This window comes from Microbacterium sp. CCNWLW41 (genome assembly GCF_037083505.1).
Genome location: NZ_JBAOJP010000001.1, coordinates 1,644,539 through 1,670,468 on the forward strand (window position 1 = coordinate 1,644,539; position 25,930 = coordinate 1,670,468).

29 protein-coding genes are annotated in these 25,930 nt (G+C 71.3%); 14 read left to right on the forward strand and 15 right to left on the reverse strand.

The window, feature by feature from the left end:
* Positions 1 to 21 precede the first annotated feature (21 nt).
* Positions 22 to 1,056, reverse strand: coding sequence for a cytochrome d ubiquinol oxidase subunit II (gene cydB, locus V6R91_RS07320; RefSeq protein ID WP_336394910.1), 1,035 nt, complete (start codon positions 1,054 to 1,056; stop codon positions 22 to 24).
* A gap of 18 nt (positions 1,057 to 1,074) precedes the next feature.
* Positions 1,075 to 2,520, reverse strand: coding sequence for a cytochrome ubiquinol oxidase subunit I (locus tag V6R91_RS07325; RefSeq protein ID WP_336394911.1), 1,446 nt, complete (start codon positions 2,518 to 2,520; stop codon positions 1,075 to 1,077).
* 261 nt (positions 2,521 to 2,781) lie between these two features.
* Here V6R91_RS07325 and moaA point away from each other — a divergent pair, with 261 nt between their 5' ends.
* Both moaA and fdhD read left to right on the forward strand, forming a co-directional pair.
* Entirely contained in the window at positions 2,782 to 3,828 is a 1,047-nt protein-coding gene (gene moaA, locus V6R91_RS07330) for a GTP 3',8-cyclase MoaA (protein ID WP_336395067.1), read from the forward strand.
* 1 nt (position 3,829) lies between these two features.
* Positions 3,830 to 4,753: a formate dehydrogenase accessory sulfurtransferase FdhD gene (fdhD, locus tag V6R91_RS07335; protein WP_336394912.1), complete on the forward strand. Its 924-nt coding sequence runs from the start codon at positions 3,830 to 3,832 to the stop codon at positions 4,751 to 4,753.
* A gap of 3 nt (positions 4,754 to 4,756) precedes the next feature.
* Here the strand turns inward: fdhD and V6R91_RS07340 are convergent, their stop codons facing one another.
* Both V6R91_RS07340 and V6R91_RS07345 read right to left on the reverse strand, forming a co-directional pair.
* Positions 4,757 to 5,365 carry a helix-turn-helix transcriptional regulator gene (locus V6R91_RS07340; RefSeq protein WP_336394913.1) on the reverse strand — a complete coding sequence of 203 codons (609 nt, stop codon included), beginning with the start codon at positions 5,363 to 5,365 and terminating at the stop codon, positions 4,757 to 4,759.
* 103 nt (positions 5,366 to 5,468) lie between these two features.
* On the reverse strand, positions 5,469 to 6,059 hold the full coding sequence (locus V6R91_RS07345; RefSeq protein ID WP_336394914.1) for a Dps family protein: 591 nt from the start codon (positions 6,057 to 6,059) through the stop codon (positions 5,469 to 5,471).
* Positions 6,060 to 6,236: 177 nt separating this feature from the next.
* Between V6R91_RS07345 and V6R91_RS07350 the strand changes: the two genes are divergently transcribed.
* Both V6R91_RS07350 and V6R91_RS07355 read left to right on the forward strand, forming a co-directional pair.
* Entirely contained in the window at positions 6,237 to 7,661 is a 1,425-nt protein-coding gene (locus tag V6R91_RS07350) for an amidase (RefSeq protein ID WP_336394915.1), read from the forward strand.
* 21 nt (positions 7,662 to 7,682) lie between these two features.
* Positions 7,683 to 8,612, forward strand: coding sequence for an SDR family oxidoreductase (locus tag V6R91_RS07355; protein ID WP_336394916.1), 930 nt, complete (start codon positions 7,683 to 7,685; stop codon positions 8,610 to 8,612).
* A gap of 45 nt (positions 8,613 to 8,657) precedes the next feature.
* On the opposite strand, the gene V6R91_RS07360 is transcribed toward V6R91_RS07355, so the two are convergent.
* Positions 8,658 to 8,858 carry a hypothetical protein gene (locus V6R91_RS07360; RefSeq protein ID WP_336394917.1) on the reverse strand — a complete coding sequence of 67 codons (201 nt, stop codon included), beginning with the start codon at positions 8,856 to 8,858 and terminating at the stop codon, positions 8,658 to 8,660.
* A gap of 169 nt (positions 8,859 to 9,027) precedes the next feature.
* Here V6R91_RS07360 and V6R91_RS07365 point away from each other — a divergent pair, with 169 nt between their 5' ends.
* Complete coding sequence (locus V6R91_RS07365; RefSeq protein WP_336394918.1) at positions 9,028 to 9,783, forward strand: sulfurtransferase; 756 nt, start codon at positions 9,028 to 9,030, stop codon at positions 9,781 to 9,783.
* A 138-nt stretch (positions 9,784 to 9,921) separates the two neighbouring features.
* On the opposite strand, the gene V6R91_RS07370 is transcribed toward V6R91_RS07365, so the two are convergent.
* From V6R91_RS07370 to V6R91_RS07385, 4 genes are read right to left on the reverse strand one after another with little or no spacing between them, the layout of a single operon-like run.
* Entirely contained in the window at positions 9,922 to 10,836 is a 915-nt protein-coding gene (locus tag V6R91_RS07370; RefSeq protein ID WP_336394919.1) for an ABC transporter substrate-binding protein, read from the reverse strand.
* 26 nt (positions 10,837 to 10,862) lie between these two features.
* Positions 10,863 to 11,588, reverse strand: coding sequence for an ABC transporter permease (locus tag V6R91_RS07375; RefSeq protein WP_336394920.1), 726 nt, complete (start codon positions 11,586 to 11,588; stop codon positions 10,863 to 10,865).
* On the reverse strand, positions 11,585 to 12,268 hold the full coding sequence (locus V6R91_RS07380) for an ABC transporter permease (RefSeq protein ID WP_336394921.1): 684 nt from the start codon (positions 12,266 to 12,268) through the stop codon (positions 11,585 to 11,587). The genes V6R91_RS07375 and V6R91_RS07380 overlap by 4 nt, the downstream gene beginning before the upstream one ends.
* Positions 12,265 to 13,089 (reverse strand): ABC transporter ATP-binding protein, encoded by an 825-nt coding sequence (locus V6R91_RS07385; RefSeq protein ID WP_336394922.1) that lies wholly within the window; start codon positions 13,087 to 13,089, stop codon positions 12,265 to 12,267. Before V6R91_RS07385 ends, V6R91_RS07380 begins: the two co-directional genes overlap by 4 nt.
* A 161-nt stretch (positions 13,090 to 13,250) precedes the next feature.
* Between V6R91_RS07385 and V6R91_RS07390 the strand changes: the two genes are divergently transcribed.
* The 5 genes from V6R91_RS07390 to V6R91_RS07410 all read left to right on the forward strand — a co-directional run bounded on the left by V6R91_RS07390 (position 13,251) and on the right by V6R91_RS07410 (position 18,287).
* Positions 13,251 to 14,669, forward strand: a complete 1,419-nt coding sequence (locus V6R91_RS07390; protein ID WP_336394923.1) for a dihydrolipoyl dehydrogenase family protein — start codon at positions 13,251 to 13,253, stop codon at positions 14,667 to 14,669.
* Complete coding sequence (locus tag V6R91_RS07395; protein ID WP_336394924.1) at positions 14,666 to 15,160, forward strand: DUF427 domain-containing protein; 495 nt, start codon at positions 14,666 to 14,668, stop codon at positions 15,158 to 15,160. The genes V6R91_RS07390 and V6R91_RS07395 overlap by 4 nt, the downstream gene beginning before the upstream one ends.
* A 103-nt stretch (positions 15,161 to 15,263) precedes the next feature.
* The gene (locus tag V6R91_RS07400) at positions 15,264 to 15,827 is read left to right on the forward strand and encodes a PadR family transcriptional regulator (RefSeq protein ID WP_336394925.1); all 564 of its coding nucleotides are present in this window, start codon (positions 15,264 to 15,266) and stop codon (positions 15,825 to 15,827) included.
* A gap of 103 nt (positions 15,828 to 15,930) precedes the next feature.
* On the forward strand, positions 15,931 to 17,631 hold the full coding sequence (locus V6R91_RS07405; protein WP_336394926.1) for an ABC1 kinase family protein: 1,701 nt from the start codon (positions 15,931 to 15,933) through the stop codon (positions 17,629 to 17,631).
* 59 nt (positions 17,632 to 17,690) lie between these two features.
* Positions 17,691 to 18,287, forward strand: a complete 597-nt coding sequence (locus V6R91_RS07410; protein ID WP_336395068.1) for a DUF1345 domain-containing protein — start codon at positions 17,691 to 17,693, stop codon at positions 18,285 to 18,287.
* 38 nt (positions 18,288 to 18,325) lie between these two features.
* On the opposite strand, the gene V6R91_RS07415 is transcribed toward V6R91_RS07410, so the two are convergent.
* Positions 18,326 to 18,979: an LON peptidase substrate-binding domain-containing protein gene (locus tag V6R91_RS07415; protein ID WP_336394927.1), complete on the reverse strand. Its 654-nt coding sequence runs from the start codon at positions 18,977 to 18,979 to the stop codon at positions 18,326 to 18,328.
* A gap of 93 nt (positions 18,980 to 19,072) precedes the next feature.
* Here V6R91_RS07415 and V6R91_RS07420 point away from each other — a divergent pair, with 93 nt between their 5' ends.
* The 3 genes from V6R91_RS07420 (at position 19,073) to V6R91_RS07430 (ending at position 21,760) form a co-directional block, all read left to right on the forward strand.
* Entirely contained in the window at positions 19,073 to 19,978 is a 906-nt protein-coding gene (locus tag V6R91_RS07420; RefSeq protein WP_336394928.1) for an SDR family oxidoreductase, read from the forward strand.
* Between the two features lie 67 nt (positions 19,979 to 20,045).
* A complete protein-coding gene (gnd, locus tag V6R91_RS07425; protein WP_336394929.1) occupies positions 20,046 to 21,137 on the forward strand; it encodes a phosphogluconate dehydrogenase (NAD(+)-dependent, decarboxylating) in 1,092 nt (363 codons plus the stop codon).
* Complete coding sequence (locus V6R91_RS07430; RefSeq protein ID WP_336394930.1) at positions 21,134 to 21,760, forward strand: GyrI-like domain-containing protein; 627 nt, start codon at positions 21,134 to 21,136, stop codon at positions 21,758 to 21,760. Before gnd ends, V6R91_RS07430 begins: the two co-directional genes overlap by 4 nt.
* Before the next feature lie 61 nt (positions 21,761 to 21,821).
* On the opposite strand, the gene V6R91_RS07435 is transcribed toward V6R91_RS07430, so the two are convergent.
* Positions 21,822 to 22,277, reverse strand: a complete 456-nt coding sequence (locus V6R91_RS07435; protein WP_336394931.1) for an SRPBCC family protein — start codon at positions 22,275 to 22,277, stop codon at positions 21,822 to 21,824.
* A gap of 223 nt (positions 22,278 to 22,500) precedes the next feature.
* On the opposite strand from V6R91_RS07435, the gene V6R91_RS07440 reads away from it, so the two are divergent.
* Entirely contained in the window at positions 22,501 to 23,163 is a 663-nt protein-coding gene (locus tag V6R91_RS07440) for a hypothetical protein (RefSeq protein WP_336394932.1), read from the forward strand.
* Between the two features lie 58 nt (positions 23,164 to 23,221).
* On the opposite strand, the gene msrA is transcribed toward V6R91_RS07440, so the two are convergent.
* The 4 genes from msrA to V6R91_RS07460 form a co-directional block, all read right to left on the reverse strand.
* Positions 23,222 to 23,776, reverse strand: a complete 555-nt coding sequence (gene msrA / locus V6R91_RS07445) for a peptide-methionine (S)-S-oxide reductase MsrA (RefSeq protein ID WP_336394933.1) — start codon at positions 23,774 to 23,776, stop codon at positions 23,222 to 23,224.
* Positions 23,773 to 24,240 carry a peptide-methionine (R)-S-oxide reductase MsrB gene (msrB, locus tag V6R91_RS07450; RefSeq protein ID WP_336394934.1) on the reverse strand — a complete coding sequence of 156 codons (468 nt, stop codon included), beginning with the start codon at positions 24,238 to 24,240 and terminating at the stop codon, positions 23,773 to 23,775. Before msrB ends, msrA begins: the two co-directional genes overlap by 4 nt.
* A 110-nt stretch (positions 24,241 to 24,350) precedes the next feature.
* Positions 24,351 to 24,929, reverse strand: a complete 579-nt coding sequence (locus V6R91_RS07455; protein WP_336394935.1) for a hypothetical protein — start codon at positions 24,927 to 24,929, stop codon at positions 24,351 to 24,353.
* The gene (locus V6R91_RS07460; protein WP_336394936.1) at positions 24,926 to 25,792 is read right to left on the reverse strand and encodes an endonuclease/exonuclease/phosphatase family protein; all 867 of its coding nucleotides are present in this window, start codon (positions 25,790 to 25,792) and stop codon (positions 24,926 to 24,928) included. The genes V6R91_RS07455 and V6R91_RS07460 overlap by 4 nt, the downstream gene beginning before the upstream one ends.
* Between the last annotated feature and the right edge of the window lie 138 nt (positions 25,793 to 25,930).

Consider the following 25,930-nt stretch of genomic DNA (forward strand, 5'->3'; position numbering starts at 1 on the left):
ACCGATGCGCCCGTCGCCGTCTCAGTGCACGGGCGCCGCCGCGGCCGCCTCGATGTGCGAGCGGGTGACGCGTTTGCGGAAGATCCAGTAGGTCCAGCCCTGGTACGCGAGCACCAGCGGCAGGAAGATGAGGGCCGCCCACGACATGATCGTCAGGGTGTAGTCGGTGCTCGAGGCGTTCTCGATGGTGAGCGAGCCGGCGGGATCGGTCGTCGAGGGCATCACGTACGGGAACAGCGCGAACCACACCGCCAGCACGGCCGACACGATGGTGACGGCGCCGAAGCCGAAGGCCCATCCCTCGCGCCCGCGGGCGTTGGCGAGCCACGACGCGATGAGCACCGTGGCCGCCACGGCCGACAGGACCGCCGTGACGAGCGCGAAGTCGCGCCCCTCGCCGAACGCCATGCCGACGGTCCACACCAGGAACGCCGCCGCCACGACGATCGTCAGCAGGCCTGCGCGGCCCGCCAGGCGACGGGCATCCGCGGCGACCTGGCCGTCGGTCTTGAGGGCGACGAAGTAGACGCCGTGGGTGAAGAACAGCAGGAGCGTCGTGAGGCCGCCGAGGAGCCCGTACGGGTTCAGCAGCGTCAGCAGCGACCCGGTGAACTCGTGGTCGGCATCCAGCGGCACGCCCTGCACGATGTTGGCGACGGCGACGCCCCACAGCAGCGCCGGCACGGCGGAGCCCACGATGATCATGGTGTCGAACCCCTTCTTCCAGCGCAGCGAGTCCCGCTGGTGGCGGTACTCGAACGAGACGCCGCGGAGGATGAGGGCGAGCAGGATCAGCAGCAGCGCGAGGTAGAAGCCGCTGAACAGCGTCGCGTACCACTCGGGGAACGCGGCGAAAAGGCAGGCGCCGGCCACGATGACCCAGGTCTCGTTGAGGTCCCACACCGGACCGATGGTGTTGATGACCTGGCGGCGGCTGACGTCGTCACGGCCGAGGAAGGGCAGCGACATGCCGACGCCGAAGTCGAACCCGTCGAGCACGAAGTAGCCGACGAAGAGGAATCCGACGATCCAGAACCAGAGGTAGGCGAGATCCATGACGTTGCTCCGGGGCTCCTAGTAGACCGTCGTCGGGGTGTCTTCGACCGCCAGGGTGCGCGGGTCCGGCGCGCCCGGCTCGGGGAGGGGCTCGGGGCCCTTCTTGGCGGTCTTCATGATGAGGCCGACCTCCACGACCGCCAGCGCGGCGTAGACGAGGGTGAAGGCGACGAGCGAGATCAGCACCGTCCATCCGGGCACCGAGGGCGAGACGCCGTCCTCGGTGAGCATGAGGCCGAAGACGATCCACGGCTGGCGGCCCATCTCGGTGAAGACCCAGCCCACGAGTATCGCGAAGAGCGACGCCGGCCACGCCCAGATCGCGAGCTTCCATGCCCACGCGGGCACCTCGCGCTTGGCGCTCTTGCGCGTGAGCCACAGGCCGACGACGGCGGTCAGCGCGGCGATGCCACCGAGGCCGATCATCCAGCGGAACGACCAGTAGGTGACCCAGAGGATCGGTGCGAAGTTGCCGTCGACCTGGTCGGCGAACTGCGGGAACAGCTCGGTCGTGTACTGCAGGTTGAGGTCGTTGATGCCCTCGACGCAGCCGTCCAGCGAGTGGGTCGACAGCAGCGCCAGCAGGTACGGCACGCGGATCGAGAACAGCTCGGTCGAGCCGTCGGGCGTGCCGAGCGTGAACACCGAGAACGAGGCATCCGCCCCGCACGCGCTGTCGAACATCGCCTCGGCCGCCGCCATCTTCATCGGCTGCGTCGCGACCATCACGAGACTGAGCTGATCGCCCGAGAGCGCCACGCCGGCGAAGGCGACGATCATGCCCCACAGGCCGTACTTCAGCGACGAGCGCATCATCTCGACGTTCTGCCTGCGCAGCAGGTGCCAGGCCGAGATCGAGATGATGACGCCGGCGGTCATCATGAACGCAGCGAACAGGGTGTGGGGGAGCGCGGCGAGCGCCACCGGGTTGGACAGCACGGCGAAGAAGTCGGTCATCTCGGCGCGCGAGCCGTCGTCGGCCATGCGGAAGCCGACCGGGTTCTGCATGAAGGCGTTGGCCGCGAGGATGAAGTACGCCGAGAACCACGCGCCGACGGTGGCGATCCAGATGCTCGCGAGGTGGAGGGCGCGCGGCAGCTTGTCCCACCCGAAGATCCACAGGCCGATGAAGGTCGCCTCGAAGAAGAAGGCCATGAGGCCCTCGAAGGCGAGCGGGGCGCCGAAGACGTCGCCGACGAACCGCGAGTAGGCCGACCAGTTCATGCCGAACTGGAACTCCTGCACGATGCCGGTGACGACGCCCATCGCGAAGTTGATGAGGAAGATCTTGCCGAAGAAGCGGGTGAGGTGAAGCCACTTCACATTCCCCGTGCGGAACCACGCCGTCTGGAAGATCGCGACGGTCAGCGCCATGCCCAGCGTGAGGGGCACGAAGAGGAAGTGGTACAGCGTCGTGAGGCCGAACTGCCAGCGCGCCAGCAGGAGAGGGTCCAGCAGATCCACGATGCGTTCTCCGATCGCTTCGGACGTGGTCTGACCACAGTAACATGTGGTCAGACCACACGGGCGACATTTCCCCGCAGGGCGCCCGTCGCACCCCAGCGTGGCAGGAATGCCGTCGGCCGACGGCCTCGCCGGCCGTGAATAATCGGGCGGCCGCGGCGCCCCCGCCTCCCGACGCGGCTACCCTCGAACCATGGCGAGTCGGGCACTGCGAACGGGGCCGTCCGCGTGACCGCGATCCCGGTCACGATCGGACGACGGATGCCGCTGCCCCCGGCATCCGCTCAATCCGCTGCGGACGCCGGCCTCGGCGCGCCGCTCGTGGACACGCACGGACGCGTGCACCGCGACCTGCGGATCTCGCTCACCGACCGGTGCTCGCTGCGCTGCACCTACTGCATGCCCGAACAGGGCAACGAGTGGCTCGCGAAGACGAGCATCCTGTCCCTCGACGAGATCGAGCGCATCGCGCGCGTGGCCGCGGCCGACGGCATCACCACGTTCCGGCTCACCGGCGGCGAGCCGCTGCTGCGCACCGACATCGTCGAGGTGGTGCGTCGCCTCGCGGGGATCATCGGCCCGTCCGGCAGTCCCGTCGAGATCGCGATGACGACGAACGGCATCCGTCTTCCCGAGCTGCTGCCCGCGCTCGTCGATGCCGGCCTGCAGCGCCTCAACGTCTCCATCGACACGCTCCGGCGCGACCGCTTCCGCGAGCTCACGCGCCGTGACCGCCTCGAGGACGTCCTGGCGGGGATCGCGGCGGCCGAGGCATCGGGCCTGCGTCCCCTCAAGCTCAACGCGGTGGCCATGCGAGACGTCAACGACGACGAGCTGGTCGACCTCGTGGAGTTCGCGATCCGCCACGATGCGCAGATGCGCTTCATCGAGCAGATGCCCCTCGACGCCGGCCACACATGGGACCGCGCACGCATGGTCACACAGGACGAGATCCTCGCGACCTTGTCGGCGCGGTGGACGCTCACCCCCGTGCCCGGGCGCGGAGGAGCGCCGGCCGCCCGCTGGATGCTCGACGGCGGCCCCCACTCGGTGGGCGTCATCGCCTCGGTCACCGCGCCCTTCTGCGGCGACTGCGACCGGCTGCGCCTCACGGCCGACGGCCAGCTGCGCAACTGCCTGTTCTCCACGACCGAGTACGACCTGCTCCCGATCCTCCGCGCCGGGGGCGACGAGGGCGAGATCGACGGGATGCTGCGCTCCTGCGTGCGGGGGAAGATGCCGGGGCACGCCATCAACGATCCGTCGTTCCTGCAGCCCGCGCGCGGCATGAACGCCATCGGCGGCTGACGTGGGACGCCTCACCACCCGCACCCCCGTGACCCGCATCGCGCTCGGCGACGGCGGCGCGGCCGTCCGACGCCGCGCCGACACCGTCGTCGTGGAGGAGCCGCTGGAGATCCGCATCGGCGGCGAGGCGCTCACCGTCACGATGCGGACCCCGGGGCATGATCTCGAGCTCGCCGCGGGATTCCTGGTGTCGGAGGGTGTCATCACCGAGGGCCGCGACGTCCGGTCGGCGATCCACTGCGGCGGTCCCGGCACCGGGGCTGCGGCCGCTCCCGCCGGCGACGGGCCGCTCCTCACGATCGGGCCGGCCCTGGCCGGCACGGCCGCGGCCACCGAGAACACGTACAACGTCCTGGACATCGCGCTCGCCGCGGGAGTCACGCCGCCGGTGACCGACATCGCGCGCAACTTCTACACGACCAGCTCGTGCGGCGTGTGCGGAACGGCGTCGATCGAGGCGATCGAGAAGTCATCGCGCTACGACGTGTCGACGGATGCCGCGACCGTCGACGCGGCGACCCTGGCGGCGCTCCCCGACGCGCTGCGGGCCGGGCAGGCGGTGTTCGACAAGACCGGTGGTCTGCACGCCGCGGCGCTCTTCGACGCCGCCACCGGCGAGCTCCTCGTGCTGCGCGAGGACGTCGGCCGTCACAACGCCGTCGACAAGGTCGTGGGGTGGGCGGTGCTGGAGGACCGCCTTCCGCTGGGCGGCACCGTGCTGCAGGTGTCGGGCCGGGCGAGCTTCGAACTCGTGCAGAAGGCGGTCATGGCCGGCATCCCGGTGCTCTCCGCCGTCTCGGCGCCGTCCTCGCTCGCGGTGGAGCTGGCGGCCGCCTCGGGGCTCACCCTCGTCGGGTTCGTGCGCGGGTCGTCGATGAACGTCTACGCGCGGCCCGACCGCGTGCGGGTGCCGGCGCCGGGCTGACGCTCAGGCGGGGGCCGCGGCGAGCTGCACGACGCACTGCGTCGGGTCGCACGACGGCGCGATACCCTCGACCCGCAGCGGTCCGCCGGCCTGCGCGAGCACGCTGTCCATGAGGCCGACGTGGACGCCGCACAGCACGCTCCGATGGTCGGCCGAGGCCGCATGCGGGCAGGGCGTGAGGTCGACCGTCAGCTCCCGCTCGTCGACCACGGGGTCGAATCCGGCGTCGCCCAGGTCCTCTACGAGTGCGTCGAGCTGGTGCAGGGCATCCGCGCCGAGCTCGGCATCCGCGTCCGATCCGTACACGCGGCGCAGGAGGTCGCCTCGGCGCGCCGCCTCCTCGGCCCGGCGCGCCGCCACGGGGCTCGACGCCTGCGCGGCGCCCGTCGCCGCCGAGTAGAGCACGCGCGGTCGCCCGCGGGTGGTGCGACGCTCGGTCTCGGCGATGACGTAGCCGGCGTCGATGAGACGCTGCACGTGCTCGCGGACCGTGTTGGCGTGGAGTCCGGTCGCCTCGACGAGCTCGGCGACGGCCCGCTGCGGGCGCTCCTGCAGCAGACGCATGATCTCGACGCGCGAATAGCTCGAGATCGCGCTGTAGCCGCCGGTCATGCTCCCATTATCGCGGCCGCGGTCGCGCGACCGTGCCGCCGTGCCCGGACGCGGCGCTGCCCGCCGGTCCGGGGACGGGCGGGCAGCGTCAGGGCGCCTGGGATCACCGCTGCGGGGTGCGGTTCTCCGCGCTCACCATCCACGAGAGCTGCTCCACCCGCTCGAGGATGGCGTGCAGGATGTCGGCACTCGTGGGGTCTTCTTCGTCGACGTCGTCGTGGACGTCGCGGCACGTCGCGGCCACGGCATCCAATCGCTCCGTCATCAGATCGACGACTTCCGTCGTCGCGATCTCACCCTGCGGGAACTCCGGGAGGGTGGTGGTCCGTGCGACTTCGTCGCTGCGTCCGTCGGGAAGCGCGTGCAGCGAGCGCATGCGCTCGGCGACGGTGTCGGCGAAGTCGCGTGCGGCTTCGATGATCTCGTCGAGCTGCAGGTGGGTGTCGCGGAAGTTGCGGCCCACCACGTTCCAATGCGCCTGCTTGCCCTGCAGCGAGAGCTCGATGAGGTCGACCAGCACCTTCTGCAGGTTCTCGCTGAGCGTCTCGGAGGCCGTGAAGCCCCGCTCCGCGTTCTGCTCCGGCGTGAGCTCGGCGCCGGCTCCGCCGCGCGCGGCCCGCCTCTTGTTGCCCGAGGCTCCGGAGGAGTTCGTGCTGCTCTTCGCCGTGCTCTTCTTCGCGGTCGTCGTCGCCACTGTCGCTCCGTTTCGTCGGTCGCCTGCCGCGGGGGACCGGCCGTGAGGGATCCGCGCCGCGGTGGGGTGTGTCATCGACGGTAGCCAGAGCCGGCCGCGCAGGCCCGGGGATTGCCCTCCGCGCGTCCGCGTGCTAACGGCTGACGCGGCGCCGGTGGTCGTGGTGGGATGGAACCGATGACTCCGACCGCTCTGCCGTCCGCCGTCGACATCGCCGCCGCCGTGCGCCGGGGCGAGACGACCGCCGTGGCCGTCGTCGAAGCGCACCTCGACCGGATCGCGCACCGCAACGGTGACCTCAACGCGCTCACCGTCGTGTTCGCCGGCAGGGCACGGGCTGCGGCCGCCGACGTGGACGCGGCCATCGCCGACGGGCGCGATCCGGGTCCGCTCGCCGGGGTCCCGGTGTCGGTGAAGGAGAACATCGAGCTCACATGGTCGGCGACCACGAACGGCTGGCGCGGCCTCGCCGACGCCGTGCCGGCGCGCGACGCGACGATCGTCCGGCGACTGCGGGCGGCGGGCGCCGTGCCCATCGGTCGCGGCAACATGCCCGACTTCGGCATGCGCTGGGACACCGACAACGATCTCTTCGGCCGCACGCTCAACCCCTGGGACCGCGGGCGCAGCCCCGGCGGATCCAGCGCCGGCGACGCCGTGGCCGCGGCGACGGGCATGAGCGCCGTCGGGCTCGGGAACGACTTCGGCGGATCCCTTCGCCTTCCCGCCTACGCGGCCGGGATCGTGGGGATGCGTCCCACGCGCGGACGCGTTCCCCGGGCGGCGGTGCAGGACCGTCCGGTCGCGCTGACGCTGCAGGAGTTCTCGGTCAATGGACCCCTGGCGCGCAGCGTCGGCGACGTCGGCCTCGCGCTCGACGTGATGAGCGGGTGGGATGCCGACGACCCGGTCTCGCTCGACGCGCCGTCTCTCCGCGCCGACGACGTTCCGCGTCGCGTCGGCGTGGTGCGCGACCCGGGCGGAGCGCCGGTCGACCGCGACGTCGCCGCGGGCATCGAGCGCGCCGCCGAGGCACTCCGCCGGGCCGGGTGGGAGACGGTCGACCTCGACCCACCTCTGCTCGAGGAGGCTGCGGTGCTGTGGCGCAGGCTCTCGTGCACCGACATGCTGATCTCCCTCGACCCCGCCGCCCTCGGCCAGCCGCTCGGGCGCTCGGCGACCGCGTTCCTGCGCGACAGCACGGCGGCGGCCCGGCCGTACGAGACGGCGCGCGAGTACGCCGCGGCTTGGGCGCGGCGCGCGGTGATCGCGGCGGAATGGCGGCGGCTCCAGACCGAGGTCCCGCTGATCCTCGGGCCGGTCTCGACGACGAGGATGCGCGAACCGGACTACGACCTCGGCGGAACGTCCGCAGCCGACGAAGCCTGGCGCGCACTGTGGCTCACCGTGGCGGCCAACTTCCTGGGGCTGCCGGCGCTCGCGCTCCCCACCGGCATGGGCGGCGACGGGATGCCGACCGGCGTGCAGCTGATCGGCCCGCCGTTCGGTGAGGCGATCGTGCTCGCGGCGGGCCGGGCCGTGGAGACCGGTGCGGGTCCACTGCCCGTGGTATCAGCGGCATCTGTCGCCCCTCCTGACTGACGGACGCCGAACGGAGGACCCATGGCCCGCACTCCCGCCCCGCCTGTGGCGCTGCCCGACCTGCGTGGCCGCACGGCTCTGATCACCGGGGCGAGCGACGGCGTCGGAGTGGAGATCGCGCGCGGGCTGGCCGCGGCAGGAGCCGACCTGGTGCTGCCGGTCCGTCGCCGCGAGAAGGGCGAGCGCGCGGTCGCGGGCCTGCGCAGCACTGCCCCGCAGACCCGCATCGAGCTTCGCGATCTCGACCTCGCCCGGCTGGACTCCGTCGCCGCACTGGCGGCGGCCCTCACCGCGGAACGCGCGCCCCTCGACATCGTGGTGCTCAACGCGGGCATCGTGCTGCTCGGAGACGGCGAGCGGCACACGAGCGTCGACGGCTTCGAGCTGCACTTCCAGACCAACTTCCTCGGGCACTTCGCGCTCGCCACCGCGCTCCTGCCGCTGCTGCGCGACCGGCGCACCCGGGTCGTGATCCAGCTGAGCCTCGCCGCCGGTGTGACACGGCTCGCGTGGGACGACCTGCAGAGCGAGCGTCGCTACGCGCCCCTGCGCGCGTACGGCGCATCGAAGGTCGCGCTCGGGCTGTTCGGTTACGAGCTCGCGCGGCGCTCCGCCGCGAGCGACGGGCGTTTGACGGTGCACCTCAGCCATCCGGGCATCGCGCCCGGCACCGCCATCGCGCCCGCGATGCGCGAGCGCAGGCGCGGCGGTGCGGGCGAGGCGCTGGCCGAGCGATGGGGCAACACGCCCGCCGAGGCCGCGCAGCCGGCCCTGCTGGCCGCGGTGACGGATGCCGCGCCTCCCGGCTTCTTCGGACCGCTTGGACCACTGCACCTCGGGGGTGCTGCCGGTCCACTGAAGGCATACCGGCGGGTCACCGATCCGGCTGCCGGCGCGCGGGTCTGGGACGTCGCCGAGCGCCTGCTCGCCGGACGCGTGCGCGCACGGTGACGCCCGGGTGGACGTGTCCGGCACGCGCCTGAGCAGCGGTGATGCTCAGGGGAACGGCGTCTCGGGCGTCTGCGGGAACGTCGGCTCTTCGGGGTTGGGCGCGAGCGGCTCGTCCGGCCAGGGTGCCGGCGGTTCGGTCGGCAGCCCGGGCGGCGGGTCGGCGGGTGCCGGCGAGGGCGGGCCCGGTGGCACTTCGCCGGGCGGCGTCTGGCCCGGGAGCGGTTCGGGGAGGGTCGGATCGGTCATCTCACTCCTGCCGTCGTGTCGCGGCGGCGCCGCTGACGTCCTCCCACCTTCGACCCTGCGCGGACCGCGCGCGAGGGTCTTGACCGCGTCGGACCGCCGCGGTACCGGACGCCGAGAGGGTGCCCGCGGCTGCGTGGGGCGGTGCCAACACCTCCGTAGGCTGGAGGGCGTGGCATCCGTTCTCAACGTCTCGGCGTACCTGTTCACCCGCATCGCCGACCCCGGCGCGCTGCGGCAGGTGCTGCGCGAGCGAGCGCTCGCGGCCGGGCTCAAGGGCACGATTCTGATCGCGGAGGAGGGCGTCAACCTGTTCCTCGCGGGCGCGGCCCACGCCGTGCGCCCCTTCATCGACGAGCTGCGGATCGACCCCCGGTTCGCGCCGCTGACCACGAAGGAGAGCTGGTCCGACACGCAGCCCTTCGGGAAGATGCTCGTCAAGGTCAAGCGCGAGATCATCCGCATGGACCACCCGACGATCCGCCCGGACGCCGAGCGCGCGCCCGCTGTCGCGCCCGAGACGCTGCGTCGGTGGCTGGACGAGGGACGCGACGACCGGGGTCGAGAGGTCGTGCTGGTCGACACCAGGAACGCGTTCGAGGTGGACTACGGCGCTTTCGACGGTGCGATCGACTGGCGCATCGAGCGGTTCACGCAGTTCCCGGATGCCGCGGCCGCCGCCGCGCCCGACCTCGCCGGCAAGACCGTCGTGAGCTACTGCACGGGCGGCATCCGCTGCGAGAAGGCCGCGATCTACCTGCGCGAGGCGGGCGTGGACGCCTATCAGCTGGACGGCGGCATCCTGGGGTACTTCGAGCGCGTCGGCGGCGCCCACTGGAACGGCGACTGCTTCGTGTTCGACAGGCGCGAAGCCCTCACGGCGGCACTCGCCCCGCGCTCCACCGCCCCGCGCCCTGCGGCGGCGTGAGCGTTCCGCCGGCATCTCGGCGCACCTGCGGGCTTGCGCAACGCCCGCGGTGCCATCCGGGTTGAGCGTCTGTCACGCGTGACGCCCCGCCCGGCCGGAAGGCGGCCGGGCGGGGCGTGACGTGTCATGCCGGGAGCGTCAGGCCAGTCCGTTGTCGGCGAGCCACGCGGCGGCGATGTCCTCGGCGGAGAGCTGCTCCTCGGTGGACTGCACGTTCATCGCCACCAGGCCCTCGGGGGTCAGCGCGGCGCTCACGGCGTTGATGACGTCGGCGATCTCCTCGGCGACGTCGGCGTTCACCAGCGGGACGACGTTGGACGCGAGGAACAGACCCTCCGGGTCCTCCAGCGTCACCAGATCCTCGGTCTCGATGCGCGGGTCGGCACTGTAGACGTTGGCGACCTGGATGTTGCCCGCGACGAGCTCCTCGACCGTGGTGTCGGCGGTGGCCTGGAACGACACGGTCACGCCGTACACCTCTTCGAGGCCCTTCGGGCCGTAGGGGCGCTCCTCGAGCTCGGGCGCGCCGCCCAGCACGAGCCCGTCGATGCCGGCGAGGTCGGCGATGGAGGCGACCCCGTTCTCCTCGGCGAACGCGGCTGTGACGTTGTACGAGTCCTGATCGGTCGCCGAGGACTGCTCGAGGACGGTCAGCCCGTCGGGGAGGGCGTCCTGCAGCGCCGCGTACACGTCGTCGGGCGTGGTGGCGGTGGTGTCCGGCTCGAAGTACTGCAGGAGGTTTCCGGTGTACTCGGGGAACAGGTCGATCGAGCCGTCCTCGATGGCCGGCATATAGGCGTCGCGCTGGCCGATGTTGAAGTCGCGCTCGACGGTGAAGCCTTCGGCCTCGAGGGCCTGGGCGTAGATCTCGGCGATGATCTCGTTGGAGTAGTACGCCTGCGACCCGATGACGATGGTCGACGAGTCGCCGGCGTCGCCGGTGTCTCCGCTGTCGCTCTCGAGCGGGTCGCTGGAGGCGCACCCGGCGAGGGTGAGCGCGGTGACGGCTGTCGCAGCGAGCGCCAGGGCGAGGCGGGTGCGTGCTGTGGACATGGGGGAACCTCCGATGTGGTGAGGGGTCAGCGGGACAGCTGGGGGACGGGGGCGAGCGCCTGCGCCGCGGCCTCGCGGCGCGAGCGGGGACCGTCGGTGCGAGGCACAGCGAAGCGGGCGAGAAGGGCGAAGAGGCCGTCGAGGGCGAGCGCGAGCGCGACGATGACGATGGAGGCGCCGAGGATCTGGTCGAACCGGCGCAGGGCCAGCCCCTGGATCAGATAGAACCCGAGGCCGCCGAGGCCGACATAGGCCGCGATGGTCACCGTGGCGACCACCTGGAGAGTGGCGGACCGCAGTCCGCCGATCAGGAGTGCGAGTCCGAGGGGCATCTCGATCCGGAACAGGATCTGCCACTCGGTCATTCCCATCGCGCGCCCGGCATCGATCACGGAGCGGTCGATCGCCTCGACGCCGGCGTACGCACCGGCGAGGATCGAGGGGATCGCGAGGAGCACGAAGGCGGCGACGGCGGCCTCGGTCTTCTGCGAGACCCCTACCAGCAGCACGAGCAGGACCACCAGGCCGAGCGCGGGGAGGGCCCGCGCGGCGCCGCTGAGGAAGACGACCACGTCGCGTCCTCTCCCGGTGTGGCCGACCGCCCAGCCGACGGGGATGGCGATCACCGCGGCGATGGCCACGGAGCCGAACGTGAACGCCAGGTGCTGCGCGATCGCGGTCGGCAGCGGAAGCGAGCCGGTGAGGCGGTCGGGCGAGAAGATCCAGGCGAGGGCCTCGGCGAGGAGGTTCACGTCGCCACCGCCGTCGACACCGCCCGCCGCTGCGAGGCGCGCGTCGGCGAGGTCCTGCGCACCCAGGGCATCAGCGCGCGGCCGAGGAGGACCAGGAGCAGATCGATCACCAGCGCCACCACCACGACGGCCACCACTCCGGCGAAGACCTCGGCCACGATCCGCCGCTGCGACCCGTTCGTGAAGAGATAGCCGAGGTTCTGCACGCCCACCAGGGCACCGACGGTGGCCAGCGAGATCGTCGACACCGCGGCGACGCGCAGCCCGGCGAGGATGACCGGGCCGGCCAGCGGGAAGTCGACCGTCCAGAAGCGTCGCCAGGTGCCGTAGCCGACGGCGACGGCCGCGCTGCGCGTGGCGGGATCGACCGAGGCCAGGCCCTCGGTGACCGATCGGGTCATGATCGCGACGGCGTAGATCGCCAGCGCCACGATCAGGTTCAGTTCGGACAGGAACGGGATGCCCAGCAGCTGCAGCAGCGGGAACAGCGCGAGGGACGGGATCGTGTACAGCAGCCCGACGACCGTGAGCACCGGGCCCCGCAGCCGCGTGTACTGGAACGCGAGCCACCCGATCGGGATGGCGACGGCGAATCCCATGATGATCGCAATGGCGCTCTGCCGCAGGTGGTCGACCGTGAGCGCGCCGATGAGGTCCAGGTTGTCGAGCACCCAGCTCACGGCGAGTCCTCCACCAGCACGCCCTGCGTGCGCCCCGCGGCATCGACGAGCACCGTGCCCTGCGGCGTCTGCTTCGCCCGCAGCGCGCGAGTGCCGCGCTCGGCGCCGATGAAATCGGCGACGAAGTCGCTCGCGGGGTTCTCGATGATCTCGCTCGGGCTGCCGATCTGGGCGACGCGGGCGCCGTTCTCGAGGATCACCACCTGATCGCCGAGGAGGAACGCCTCGTCGATGTCGTGCGTGACGAACACGATCGTCTTGTGCAGCTCCCGCTGGAGCCTGATGATCTCGGCCTGCAGCTCGCGTCGCACGATGGGGTCGACGGCCCCGAAGGGCTCGTCCATGAGGAGGATGTCGGGATCGACGGCGAGCGCCCGCGCCACGCCGACGCGCTGCTGCTGCCCACCGGAGAGCTGACTCGGGTACCGCTTGGCGAGCCCTCGCTCCAGGCCCACGACATCCATGAGCTCGAGGGCGCGCCGCCGCGCCTGCGCCCGCGGCACGCCCGTGAGCACCGGCACCGTGGCGATGTTGTCGACGACCGAGAAATGGGGGAGCAGGCCCGCGCTCTGCAGCACGTACCCGATCCCGCGCCGGAGTGCGACCGGGTCGCGCTGCGAAATCGGTTCGTCGTCGATCGTGATGACGCCGTCCGAGGGCTCGACCAGGCGGTTGATCATGCGCAGCAGCGTCGTCTTGCCGCTCCCCGACGAGCCGACGAGGACCGTCGTCTTGTGTGCGGGGAGAAGCAGGCTGAAGTCATCGACGGCGAGGGTGCCGTCCGCGAAGCGCTTGGAAACCGCGCGGAATTCGATCGCCATGCTGTCCTTTCGGCGGAGAACCCAGAAAACCACACGTCGACGACATCGGGCCCGTTGATGCCGGATCTTGACCTGCGCGCATCGTCTGTGCTGCGGCCCGGCCACACTCATCACGAGGGCGGGTCTCGCCCGCCGTCGGGGGGCGCCGCTACGTTGGGCGCATGACTGCTCGGGAGTACGACCTGATCGTGATCGGCGCGGGGCCCGTCGGCGAGAACGTGGCCGACCGCGCGAGACAGGGCGGCCTGTCGGTCGTCGTGGTCGAAAGCGAGCTCGTCGGAGGCGAGTGCTCCTTCTGGGCCTGCATCCCCTCCAAGGCGCTGCTGCGGCCTGGCGCCGCCCTGCGTGCCGCCCGGGCCGTCGGCGGCGCCGCGCAGGCGGTCACCGGCACGGTCGACGTGGCGGCGACGCTGCGCCGGCGCGACGTGCTGGTCCACGACTGGGACGACAGCTCACAGGTGGAGTGGCTGCACGGGGCGGGCATCGACCTGGTCCGCGGCCACGGACGCCTGAGCGGCGAGCGGGAGGTCACCGTGGCTGCTGCGGACGGCGCCGAGACCGTCCTGCGGGCCCGCCATGCCGTGGCCGTGTGCACCGGCTCGGCGGCGCTGGTGCCCGACATCCCCGGCCTGCGCGAGGCGCAGCCCTGGACGAGCCGGGACGCGACCGGCGTGCGGGACGTCCCGGCGTCCCTCGCGATCCTCGGCGGCGGCGTCGTCGGAAGCGAGATGGCGACGCTCTACACGTCACTCGGCGCGGAGGTGACGGTCATCGCGCGCTCCGGTCTGCTGCGCGGGGTCGAGCCGTTCGCCGGTGAGGCGGTGGCGAAGGCGCTGACGGATGCCGGCGCCGACGTCCGCACCGGCGTCGAGGTCGAACGTGCCGGCCGCGACGCCGACGGTGTCGTGCTCACGCTCTCCGACGGGTCCGAGGTGCGCGCCGCCGAGGTCCTGGTCGCCACCGGGCGGCGGCCCCGCACGGAGGACCTGGGGCTCGGGGCGGTCGGGCTGGCGCCGGGCGACTGGCTGGATGTCGACGACACGCTGCGCGTGCGCGGCGTGGACTGGCTCTACGGCGTGGGCGACGTCAACCATCGCGCCCTGCTCACGCATCAGGGCAAGTATCAGGCCCGCGCCGCGGGCGACGTCATCGCAGCCCGCGCGACGCAGGGCGAGGTCGACGACGGCCCCTGGGGAGCGCACGTGGCGACCGCCGATCACTCGGCGGTGCCGCAGGTCGTCTTCACCGATCCGGAGGTGGCCGCGGTCGGGCACACCGAGGAGTCGGCTCGATCCGCGGGCCTGCGCATCCGCGTGATCGACTACGACCTCTCATGGCTCGCCGGCGCGAGTGAGCACGCCGACGACTATCGCGGGCGCGCCCGCGTCATCGTCGACGAGGATCGCCGCGTCGTCGTCGGGGCGACATTCGTGGGGCAGGACGTCGGCGAGATGCTCCACGCCGCGACGATCGCCGTGGTCGGCGAGGTGCCGATCGACCGCCTGTGGCACGCGGTGCCGTCGTACCCGACGATCAGCGAGGTGTGGCTGCGCTGGCTCGAGGAATGCGGTCGCCCATGAGACCCGAGCCCGATCCCGTCGGCCCCGGCCAGGAGTCGGTGTGGGACTACCCCCGACCGCCGCGCGTCGAGCGGGTCGCGCGGCGGGTGCGCATCGAGCTGGGCGGCCGGGAGATCCTCGACACCGACGATGTCGTGCGGGTGCTGGAGACGAGCCACCCGCCCGTCTACTACCTGCCGATCGCGGCGTTCGCCGACGGCGCACTCACGCACGGGGAGGGCTCCTCGTTCTGCGAGTTCAAGGGCGGCGCGCGCTACTTCGACGTGCGCGGCGGCGGCGAGGTCCGGCTACGGGCGGCGTGGACGTATCCGCGGCCCGCGGCCGGCTACGAGCAGCTGGCCGATCGGGTGGCGGTCTACGCCTGTGACATGGACCGCTGCACGATCGACGGGGTCGAGGTGACACCACAGCCGGGCCGCTTCTACGGCGGGTGGATCACCCCCGACATCGCCGGCCCGTTCAAGGGCGTTCCGGGCTCCATGGGGTGGTGACTTCTCAGCGGTGACACAGGGAACACCCAGGCCGGTGCCCTTCCGCACCGATATATCGGTATGTATCGTCGGGGTATCGGCAGACGCTCGTTAGGAGACAGCCATGAGTGGTTCATTCCCCGGTTTCGGTTCGCGTCCAGGAGGTCAGGGCAGTGGCCTGCCCAACAGCCTGTGGGACGCGATGGATCAGTTGCGCGAGGCCTTCGAGAAGGGATTCTCGCCGCGCGTCGCCAAGGGCGACGTCCGTGCGGCGGTGCTGGCGGTGCTGGCGGAGAAGCCCATGCACGGATACCAGATCATCCAGGAGATCGAGGCGCGCAGCGACGGTGCGTGGAAGCCGAGCCCCGGCTCCGTCTACCCGACTCTCCAGCTGCTCGCCGACGAGGGACTGGTCGCGGCGGAGGAGTCCAACGGCAAGAAGACGTACTCGCTCACCGAGGCGGGCCGGGCCGAGGCCACGGCGTCGGCCGAGGACAAGTCCGCGCCGTGGGAATCGTTCAGCTCACGCGACACCGGTCGCACCTCGGCGCTGCCCAAGTCGGGTGCCAAGCTCGCACAGGCCGCCGCCCAGGTCGGTCGCAGCGGCACGCCGCAGCAGGTCGCGCAGGCTGTCGAAGTGCTCGACGAGGCGCGGCGTAAGCTCTACTCGATCCTGGCTCAGGACTGATCGCCGGCCGCGTGCCGGCAGACGCCGGCCCGAGCCCGCGGGTTCGACGGGGCGTGCGATCCCGGGCGATCGGGATCGCAGGCACCGCGATCTAGGAGATTCGATGGCCGACGTCGGGAACACGCGCGCCCGCTACCGCAGGATCCTCCGGTTCGCCGGACGCTACATGGTCCAGGCGTGGTGGTACGAGCTCTTCCTGCCGCGCCTGGGGTTCGGCGCCCTCGCCGCCCGCGGGCGCGCCCGACGGCTGCAGACGATCGCTCGCCGGTTCCATGTGCTCGCCGTGCAGTACGGCGGGCTCATGATCAAGGTCGGCCAGTTCCTGTCGTCGCGGCTCGACGTGCTGCCGCCCGAGATCACGAAGGAGCTCGAGGGGCTCCAGGACGAGGTGCCGCCGGTCGCGTTCCCGGCGATCCGCACACTCGCCGAGGCGGAGCTGGGCGTCCCGCTCGGGCGCGCGTTCGAATGGGTCGACGAGACCCCCGTGGCCGCGGCATCCCTCGGCCAGGCGCATCGTGCGCGGCTCACCCAGGCCGACGCGGCCGAGACGGGGTTCGCGGACGTCGTGATCAAGGTGCAGCGCCCGGGGATCGAGGCGATCGTCGACGTCGACCTCGCCGCCCTGCGGCGCGTGGCGGCGTGGCTGAGCCGGGTGAAAGTGGTCCGCGACCACGTCGACCTGCCGGCGCTGCTGGAGGAGTTCGCCTACACCAGCCGGCAGGAGATCGACTACCTCCACGAGGCGCAGAACGCCGAGCGGTTCGCCGCCGACTTCGCCGGCGACCCCCGCGTCGGCGTGCCGGACGTGGCGTGGGAGCGCACGACGCGGCGGGTCCTCACCCTGGAGGACGTCACCGCGATCAAGATCAACGACGTCGACGGGCTTCGCGCGGCCGGCATCGACCCCGGCCACGTCGCCATCGAGTTCGCCGACGTCATGTTCGATCAGCTGTTCTCGAACGGCTTCTTCCACGCCGATCCCCATCCGGGGAACATCTTCGTCACGCCCGTCGAGCGCGGCGCCCGCGAGGGCGGGAAGACATGGAAGCTGACGTTCATCGACTTCGGCATGATGGGCGAGGTGCCCGACGGGCTGCGCCACGGGCTGCAGCAGCTCGTCATCGCCGTGGCGTCGCGCAACAGCGCCAAGATGATCGAGAGCATCCGCGCGGTCGGCGTGCTGCTGCCGTCCGCCGACACGAACGAGCTGGAGCGGGCGATGACGGCGCTGTTCGCCCGGTTCGGCGGGATGGGCTTCGCGGAGCTGCAGAAGGTCGACCCGCGGGAGTTCCGTGCCTTCGCCACGGAGTTCGGCGACGTGGTGCGCTCGCTGCCCTTCCAGCTGCCGGAGAACTTCCTGCTCATCATCCGCGCCGTCTCGCTGACCAGCGGCATGTGCAGCTCGCTCGACCCCGAATTCAACGTCTGGGACGCCGTCGAGCCCTACGCCGACCGCCTCCTGCGCGACGAGCGGGGCAACGTGGTGCAGGCGTTCGCCCGCGAGGCCGCCTCCACCGCGGCCGTGGTCGCCCGCCTTCCGCGCCGGCTCGACGACATGATCACGCGCGCCGAGGACGGCCGGCTCGTCGCCGACGCCCCGAAGCTCGAGCAGCGCCTTCGCCGGCTGGAGCGCATGGGGCGCCGCGCCGTGTCCGCGGTGCTCTTCGCCGCGCTCCTGATCAGCGGCGCGGTGCTGCGCGCGGAGGATCTGTTCGTGGGCACCGTGCTCATGGTCGGGTCGGTGATCCCGCTCCTGCACACGCTGTTCGCGGGCTTCGCCGGGCGCCAGGGCCCGGGCGACTGAAGCCACCCGCTACGGTGTCACGGAGGACCTGACTGCGGGGGTGACCAGTGCTCGGCGTGATGATGCTGCGGGTCGCGGACCTGCTCGTGCAGCTGGGCCTCATCGGGATCGGCCTCGCGATCATCCTCGTGGAGGATCCCGACAGCACGTTGGACGCGCTGGCGCTGTGGTGCGTCATCGGGGGCCTGTACTGGCTGGCGTCGGTCATCGCGGTGGCGATCAGCGTGCGCCGGTCCGAAGTCGCGGCACCCGCGTGGCTGGGGCGACTCGACCTGCACCCCGCGGTCGCCGTCGTCAGCGTGACCGCCACATTCCTGGCGAGCATCGTCGGGATCGTCGCCGCCATCGAGATCCTCATCCTCCGCGACGACCCCGACTGGGCCGGGTGGGTCGAGCCGGTCGCGATCTCGGCCATGCTGCTGTCCTGGGCGCTGTACCACTGGGGGTTCGCCCGCATCTACCACCGGCGCTTCCGGGTCGCCGACGTCGCCCCCCTGGTCTTCCCCGGCACGGACGCGCCCCGGATCGCCGACTTCGTCTACTTCTCGTTCACCAACGCCACGAACTTCTCTGTCTCCGACGTGCAGGTGATGACGACGCGCATGCGGTGGACCTCGTGTGGCACACCGTCACGAGCTTCTTCCTCAACGCGCTGATCATCGTGCTCGCCTTCAGCACGATCATCAGCGGCTGATCAGCCCGCCGGCGAGTAGCCGCCGCCGTCCGCCGGGCCGGCGGTGATGACGGGCTCGATGTCGAGCGTCAGGTCGATGATCATGCGAAGGAGCCCGCCCATCGTGGTCGACTGCAGCAGCGAGTAGCGGTCGAGCTCGCCGAGCGGGGCCAGTGCGGCCAGCTGCCACGCGGCCTCGACCGGATCGTCCGACAGCGGGGTGTCGGCATCCCACCGCACGATCTCCAGGCCCCCGGACTCGGCGCCGGACGCGCGGGCGACGACGCGCCGCACGATGGCCTCGGCCTCGCCGCGCAACGCCGTGAGGGCATCGTCCCACTCCAGTTCGGGCACAGCGTCGACGCGTGCTCTCGGGTGGGGGTCGTCGTCCAGCCACTCCGCCACCTCGAACCGGTCGCCCCCCACCGCGACGGCGTACATCGCCTCGCTCGCCGCGTCCACCCGGATGAGGCGGGCGAACGTGCCGACGCCGGTGCGGATGTCGCCGCCCCCGACCTCGCGTCCTCGCTCGATGAGCACGACGCCGAAGCGCGGGTCCTCCTCGTCGAGCAGCCTGCCCAGCATGGTCAGGTAGCGGGGCTCGAAGATGCGCACGAGGAGCGGCGTGTGGGGGAACAGCACACTCCCCAGCGGGAACATCGCCACCTCGCGCATGGCTCAAGTCAAGCACGCGGCCGGCCACTAACGGCCGTTCCGTCCCGGCGCAACCCCCGTCACGCCGGCGCGCGGCGTGCCTAGCGTGGCCTCATGACAGGCGAACAGCGCGACCAGTACACGTTCACCAACCCCGCCGAGCTGTACGCGGACTTCGATCCGAAGAAGCAGCGTCAGCCCGAGCCGGGTCTCGACGCCGAGCTGCAGCCGAAGGCCGATCTGGGCGAGGAGACGTATCGGGGCACCGGCCGGCTCGCCGGTCGCAAGGCCCTCATCACGGGTGCGGATTCCGGGATCGGCGCGGCTACCGCGATCGCCTTCGCGCGCGAGGGCGCGGATGTCGCGATGTCGTACCTGCCGGAGGAGGAGCGGGACGCGCAGCGCGTCGCGGGGATCCTCCAGGATGCCGGCGTGACGGCGCTCACCATCCCCGGCGACCTGCGCGATCCGGCCTACTGCCGGGACCTCGTAGAGCGAGCGGTCGAGGGGCTCGGAGGCCTGGACATCCTGGTCAACAACGGCGGCAAGCAGATCTTCAACGAGGATCTGACGACCCTCGACGACGAGCAGTTCGACGACACCTTCAAGACCAACGTGTACGCCATGTTCTGGATCACCAAAGCGGCGCTGCCGCATCTGAAGCCGGGATCCGCGATCATCAACACCACGTCGATCCAGGCGTATCAGCCGTCGGAGATCCTCGTGGACTACGCCTCGACGAAGGCGACGATCAACGCCTTCACCAAGGCGCTCGCGCAGCAGCTGGCGCCGAAGGGCATCAGGGTGAACGCGGTGGCTCCTGGGCCGATCTGGACTCCGCTGCAGGTGACCGACGGCCAGCCGCAGGAGAAGATCGAGAGCTTCGGCGAGCAGACGCCGCTGGGACGTGCCGGTCAGCCGGCCGAGCTCGCGCCGGCCTACGTCTTCCTCGCGTCGGCGGAGTCCAGCTACGTCGCCGGCGAGACCCTCGCCGTGACCGGCGGGTCCCCGACGCCCTGAGCCTGCCTAGACTTCGACCACGGGCCTCCGTCCGCGAGGCGCCCGACCGACGAGTGGAGGAGCGGGGATGCAGCTGGGAATGGTGGGACTCGGCCGGATGGGCGGGAACATCGTCCGGCGCCTGATGCGCGACGGGCACGACTGCGTGGTGTACGACGTCAGCCCCGACGCTGTCGCGACGCTGGCCGGCGAGGGGGCCGAGGGCTCGACGAGCCTGGCCGAGCTCGTGTCGAAGCTCGAGGCGCCGCGCGCGGTGTGGCTCATGATCCCGGCGGGCCTCACGGGCACGGTGGTGGACGAGGTCGCAGCGCTGCTCGACCCCGGCGACATCATCATCGACGGCGGCAACTCGAACTACCGCGACGACGTGCGGCGCGCGGTCGCGCTCCAGCACACCGGCATCCACTACGTCGACATCGGCACCAGCGGAGGCGTGTTCGGGCTGGAGCGCGGCTACTGCCTCATGGTCGGCGGCCCCGACGAGGCGTTCCGGCGCATCGAGCCGATCCTCAGGACCATCGCACCGGGCAGCGGGGAGGCTGCTCGCACGCCGGGCCGCGACGGCGACTTCGCACCGGAGGAGCTCGGGTACCTGCACTGCGGTCCGTCCGGTGCCGGGCACTTCGTGAAGATGGTCCACAACGGCATCGAGTACGGCGTGATGGCGGCGCTGGCCGAGGGACTGAACATCCTCGAGCATGCCGATGCGGGTGTGCGCGAGGCGGAGCACTCCGCCGAGGTCGCTCCCCTGGAGGAGCCGGAGTTCTACCAGTTCACCATCGACACCCCGAAGGTCGCGGAGCTGTGGCGCCGGGGCTCGGTGATCTCCTCCTGGCTGCTGGATCTCACGGCCGCTGCCCTGCACGGCAACCCCACGCTCGACGGGCTTGCGGGGCGCGTCTCGGACTCCGGCGAGGGGCGCTGGACCGTCAAGGCGGCCGTCGACACCGGGGTGCCGGCGCCGGTGCTCGCGGCCTCGCTGTTCGAGCGTTTCGCCTCGCGCGACGAGGACCGCTTCGCCAATCAGGTCCTCTCGGCGATGCGCCTGCAGTTCGGCGGACACCAGGAGCTCCCGGCGGGCGATGTCCTGGAGGCCGGCGGGCGCAAGTCCGAGTCCTCCGCCGGCGGTCAGTCGCGCACCGCCGAGGACGCCGGGTGACGAAGGTCGACCTGAAGCGGACCATCCCCTCCTACACGGCGCCCCGGGGTGCGTTCGAGGTCGTCGAGGTGCCGCCGCTCCGCTACCTGATGGTGGACGGCCACGGCGACCCCAACGCGTCCGCGCAGTACACGGATGCGGTCGCGGCGCTCTTCGGCACGGCATACCGCCTGAAGTTCCTCAGCAAGACCGAGCTGGGCCGGGACTACGTCGTCATGCCGCTCGAGGGACTGTGGTGGTCCGACGACATGGCGACCTTCACCACGTCGCGCGACAAATCCCGCTGGAGCTGGACGATGATGATCCTCGTGCCGGAATGGATCGAGGAGGTCCATGCGGAGCGCGCCCGCCGGGCGGCCGCCGAGAAGGGCGATTCCGCCGCCCTCGGCTCCCTCCGGCTCGGAGATCTCGCGGAGGGCACCTGCGTCCAGACTCTGCACGTCGGCTCGTACGACGACGAGGCACCGGTCCTGGCCGACATGCACGAGCGGTTCATCCCGGCGCACGGGCTGCGCATGACCGGGCGTCACCACGAGATCTACCTCACCGACCCGCGCCGGTCGGCGCCCGAGCGGCTGCGCACGATCCTGCGACAGCCGGTGGAGCCGGCCGCCCGGGACTGACGACGCAGCGGATGCCGCGCCCCAGCCGGGGCGCGGCATCCGCGGGTCTGCTGAGCCCGTGTCAGCGCGGCACGTCGCCGCGCCAGGCTCCGGTCTCCTGCGGGGCCTTCTCGATGAACTTCTTGAAGTTCTCGAGGTCCCGCTTCACGGCGAAGTTGTCGGCGCCCACGACGGCCCCGACCTTCTCGACGACGCCCGTCGGCTCCCAGTCGATCTGCACGGTGACCCGGGTGCTGGTGTCGGTGAGCTTGTGGAACGTGACGACGCCGGCGTGCACGGTCTCGCCGTCGATGCTGCGCCATGCCACCCGCTCGTCGGGGTGCTGCTCGGTGATCTCGGCGTCGAACTCGCGCTCGACCGGCCCGACCTTGACCTTCCAGTGGTTGTGGGTGTCGTCGATCTGAGTGATCGACTCGACCTCGTCCATGAACTTCGGGAAGGTCTCGAACTGGGTCCACTGGTTGTACGCCATGGTGACGGGCACGTCCACGTCGATGGTCTCGATGATCTGACTCATGCCCCCAGCCTGCGCGTCGGCTCCGCCCCCTCGCACCCTCTTGACGAGGACCGCGGAAGCACGTATTGAGCCGTACACATGGCATATTCAGTCGCCGTCTGATACTTCTTGACTTCGACTGCCCGCCGCCCGGCGCGGGCGTCGACTCGTATATCCGAGGGGAGAACGCATGCGTGCACGGCGATCGAGGCTCGCTCTGAGCGGAGCTCTAGTAGGACTGGCCATGGCGATCGGGCTGGCGGTGTCGCCGGCGTCGGCCGCTCCATCAGGCGGCGTTCAGACGGCCACCGCGGCGTACTCGTGCGGAACGTTCGAAGGACTCGCGCTGACCCAGTCGACGGTGAGCTACACCGGTGTGACGCTGCGGTCGGGCGAGACGATCACGGCGAAGATGTCCCCCGCCGCGACGGGCGACAAGATCATGCTGAGCGTCGCCCGCGGCTTCAGCATCACGATGTACTCGGCGCCGGCCACCACCGGTCTCGCGTTCAAGGCTCCCGCCGACGGGACGTACAACCTCGGCTGGTCCCTCGAAGCGGCGGGCACGCGCCCGTCCAGCATCACGTGGACCTTCGACTGCTCGACCTCTTCAGGCACGACGACGCCCATCGTGGCGGATTCGGACCGGGACGGCGTCGCGGATTCGGCGGACGCCTGTGCGGCGACCGTCCTGCCCGATGCGATCAGCAAGCCCGTCGCGGGCCGCTACTACGCGAAGTCCACGGGCGCATTCGTCGACGGCACCGGTCGCTCGGCCAACCTCACGGTGGTCGACGCCGGCGGCTGCTCGGCGGGCCAGATCGCCAAGGCTCTGCGGCTGAGCGTGAAGGACTCCAAGTCAGGCATCACGCTCACGCAGCTGCAGTCCTGGGCTTCCACGCACTGAGCGCACAGAACGGATGCCGCGACCCGGCCGGGTCGCGGCATCCGTTCGTGCTCTTCGCCTACGCGGTGGCGTCGGCGCGCTTGGGCAGCACCCAGCCTGCGCGCGGGAAGTGGCACGTGTACCCGTTGGGGATGCGGATCAGGTAGTCCTGGTGCTCGGGCTCGGCCTCCCAGAACGGGCCCGCGGGCTCGATCGTCGTGACGGCCTTGCCCGGCCAGAGCCCGGACGCGTCCACGTCGGCGATGGTCTCGCGCGCGACCTGCTCCTGCTCGGGAGAGAGCGGGAAGATCGCCGACCGGTAGCTGGAGCCGATGTCGTTGCCCTGACGGTTCAGCGTCGACGGGTCGTGGATCTGGAAGAAGAACGCGAGGATGTCGCGGTACGTGGTCTTCGTCGGGTCGAAGACGATCTCGACCGCCTCGGCGTGACCGGGGTGCTTGCGGTAGGTGGCGTGCGCGTTCTCGCCGCCGGTGTAGCCCACCCGCGTATCGAGGACGCCGGGCTGGCGGCGGATGAGGTCCTCCATGCCCCAGAAGCAGCCGCCCGCGAGGACTGCCGTCTCGGTGCCGGGGGTGCGGGTGATCTCGCCGGTGTCGAAGGGACCGCTGGTCATGATGCGTGCTCCTGGTTCTCGGTGGTGAAGAGGTGTCGGTAGGCCCCGTAGCCCTCGTCCTCGAGCGACGAGGCGGGCACGAAGCGCAATGCGGCCGAGTTCATGCAGTATCTCAGGCCGCCGGCCCGCCGGGGGCCGTCGCGGAAGACGTGCCCGAGGTGGCTGTCGGCGCCCGATGACCGCACCTCGGTGCGCGGCATCAGCAGCTTCCAGTCGGTCTTGGTGGCGACGGCGTCGGGCTCGATCGGCTTGGTGAAGCTCGGCCATCCGGTTCCGCTGTCGTACTTGTCGGTCGATGAGAAGAGCGGCTGGCCGGAGACGACATCCACGTAGATGCCGGGCTCGTGGTTGTTCCAGTACTCGTTGCGGAAAGCCGGCTCGGTGCCGTCCTCCTGCGTCACGCGGTACTGGGCGTCGGTGAGGCGGCTCAGTGCCTCGGGGGTCCTGCGGTACTCGTTGCTCACGATTCCTCCTGATGTGACGCCGCTGGCTGCGGCGTCATTGAGGGAGAACGGATGCCGCGCCGGTTTTGGTCCCGTGAACCTGGGAACGCGCTCTGAGTTCCTGTCGGAGGTCAGTCCTGTTCCTCCAGCAGCCTGACGCGGGCGACGAGGAGACCGGCAAGAAAGCCCCCGAGGCCCCCGGCGGCCATGTCGCCGATCGAGTCCTCGTAGGCGACGTAGATCTCCTCCGAGATGAACCGCCAGCCGATCCACTCGAGCATCTCCCACACGGCGCTGAGGGCCATCCCGAGGCTCGTCACGAGCAGGAGCGGCGTCGCAGGCCGCGTGTCCGGCGCCAGCGGCGGCGGCACGAGCTCGAGTCGCGAGAGCAGGAGGTACGCCATGGCGGCCACCATGCCGGTGAAGACGAAGTGCACGACGAGGTCCCAGCCGAGCACCGTCTGGTACAGCAGGAAGACGTTGCTCCAGGCCGCCACGAGCACCGTGACGCAGAAGGCGATGTCGAAGCCCGGTCTCACTCCCACGAAGCGGGGGAGGACGAGCCCGAAGAGGGCGAGGGCGAGCACCCCGGCGTCGGCGGGCGCCCACCAGACGAACCCGGCGACGACGCTGAGCGGTCCCAGCACCCGGATCGCGTCGGCGATCCACTCGCCGGCGCCGCTCGGCGGTCGGAGGAAGCGCCGGATCACGGCCGTGTCCGCTGTGGTCGCACCGTCACGACGGCCTGCACGGGGAGGTGGTCGGACGGCCACACGTCCTCGTGACGGAAGGCGTTGATCGCCGCCCGCGCCACGGCGACATCCGGCGTCACGACGATCCAGTCGATCCGCGCCCTGTCCGGTCGCGGCGTGCGGTAGCCGGCGAAGGTGCCGACGGATGCCGTCACTCGCTCGTCGGCGGCGGTCCAGGCGTCGCGCAGCGAACCCCCGCCGAGCAGCGCCCGGAGGGTGCGCGACCCCTCGCCGGCGTTCAGGTCCCCCGTCAGGATCGCCGGGCCCGGATCGGCCATCGCCAGCAGGGCCTCGACCGAGCGGATGCGCGAGCGGGGCGAGAACGGATCGAGGTGGGTGTTGACGGCGGTGAAGACGAGCCCGGTTCCCCGGTCGCGAAAGCGCGCCGTCACCGCGATGCGGGGGATGAGGTTGCCCCACGAGCGCGAGCCCGGCTCGCGGGAGTGCTCCGACAGTGCGGTCTGCTCCCATTCGACGAGGTCGAGACGTTCGGCGTCGAAGAAGAGCGGGCAGCCCTCGCCGGTGCCGCGCGGGCCGTGACCGCGTCCGATGAAGCGGTAGCGCGCGCCGAGCGCGTCCCGCATCGCCTCGGCCTGATCCGGCAGCACCTCCTGCGCGCCCACGATGGTCGGCTGCTCCATCCGCAGGAGAGCCCTGACGGCGGCCTCGCGGTGACGCCACCGGTCGGCGCGACGCCACGCGAGTCCGTTCATGCGGCGCCGGACGTTGAAGGTCATCACGTGGAGCTCCGGCGCGGCCACGGGTCCGATGAGCGGCCCGGATCTGCGCTCATCGGCGGGCGTCGTCGGTCGGGTGTGCATTGCTCACGGTACGCAGATCCCTGCCTGCGGACGCAAGGGCTTGCGGCCTGCCGCTGACTCCCGCCGCGCGGACGGTCGGGCGCGGGTGTAACCGACACCGCGCCGGATCTCAAGGGCTTCCCGGATGGACGGCCCGCG

What these genes read in the sequence shown, in the direction of transcription:
- V6R91_RS07390 (WP_336394923.1), top strand. Translation starts at nt 13,251, where the DNA reads ATGACTGCTCGGGAGTACGACCTGATCGTGATCGGCGCGGGGCCCGTC.
- V6R91_RS07360 (WP_336394917.1), bottom strand. Translation starts at nt 8,858, where the DNA reads ATGACCGATCCGACCCTCCCCGAACCGCTCCCGGGCCAGACGCCGCCC.
- V6R91_RS07340 (WP_336394913.1), bottom strand. Translation starts at nt 5,365, where the DNA reads ATGACCGGCGGCTACAGCGCGATCTCGAGCTATTCGCGCGTCGAGATC.
- V6R91_RS07405 (WP_336394926.1), top strand. Translation starts at nt 15,931, where the DNA reads ATGGCCGACGTCGGGAACACGCGCGCCCGCTACCGCAGGATCCTCCGG.
- V6R91_RS07435 (WP_336394931.1), bottom strand. Translation starts at nt 22,277, where the DNA reads ATGAGTCAGATCATCGAGACCATCGACGTGGACGTGCCCGTCACCATG.
- msrA (WP_336394933.1), bottom strand. Translation starts at nt 23,776, where the DNA reads ATGACCAGCGGTCCCTTCGACACCGGCGAGATCACCCGCACCCCCGGC.
- cydB (WP_336394910.1), bottom strand. Translation starts at nt 1,056, where the DNA reads ATGGATCTCGCCTACCTCTGGTTCTGGATCGTCGGATTCCTCTTCGTC.
- V6R91_RS07440 (WP_336394932.1), top strand. Translation starts at nt 22,501, where the DNA reads ATGGCGATCGGGCTGGCGGTGTCGCCGGCGTCGGCCGCTCCATCAGGC.
- V6R91_RS07410 (WP_336395068.1), top strand. Translation starts at nt 17,691, where the DNA reads ATGATGCTGCGGGTCGCGGACCTGCTCGTGCAGCTGGGCCTCATCGGG.
- V6R91_RS07420 (WP_336394928.1), top strand. Translation starts at nt 19,073, where the DNA reads ATGACAGGCGAACAGCGCGACCAGTACACGTTCACCAACCCCGCCGAG.
- gnd (WP_336394929.1), top strand. Translation starts at nt 20,046, where the DNA reads ATGCAGCTGGGAATGGTGGGACTCGGCCGGATGGGCGGGAACATCGTC.
- V6R91_RS07350 (WP_336394915.1), top strand. Translation starts at nt 6,237, where the DNA reads ATGACTCCGACCGCTCTGCCGTCCGCCGTCGACATCGCCGCCGCCGTG.
- V6R91_RS07385 (WP_336394922.1), bottom strand. Translation starts at nt 13,089, where the DNA reads ATGGCGATCGAATTCCGCGCGGTTTCCAAGCGCTTCGCGGACGGCACC.
- V6R91_RS07355 (WP_336394916.1), top strand. Translation starts at nt 7,683, where the DNA reads ATGGCCCGCACTCCCGCCCCGCCTGTGGCGCTGCCCGACCTGCGTGGC.
- V6R91_RS07395 (WP_336394924.1), top strand. Translation starts at nt 14,666, where the DNA reads ATGAGACCCGAGCCCGATCCCGTCGGCCCCGGCCAGGAGTCGGTGTGG.
- V6R91_RS07370 (WP_336394919.1), bottom strand. Translation starts at nt 10,836, where the DNA reads ATGTCCACAGCACGCACCCGCCTCGCCCTGGCGCTCGCTGCGACAGCC.
- moaA (WP_336395067.1), top strand. Translation starts at nt 2,782, where the DNA reads ATGCCGCTGCCCCCGGCATCCGCTCAATCCGCTGCGGACGCCGGCCTC.
- V6R91_RS07460 (WP_336394936.1), bottom strand. Translation starts at nt 25,792, where the DNA reads ATGCACACCCGACCGACGACGCCCGCCGATGAGCGCAGATCCGGGCCG.
- V6R91_RS07415 (WP_336394927.1), bottom strand. Translation starts at nt 18,979, where the DNA reads ATGCGCGAGGTGGCGATGTTCCCGCTGGGGAGTGTGCTGTTCCCCCAC.
- V6R91_RS07400 (WP_336394925.1), top strand. Translation starts at nt 15,264, where the DNA reads ATGAGTGGTTCATTCCCCGGTTTCGGTTCGCGTCCAGGAGGTCAGGGC.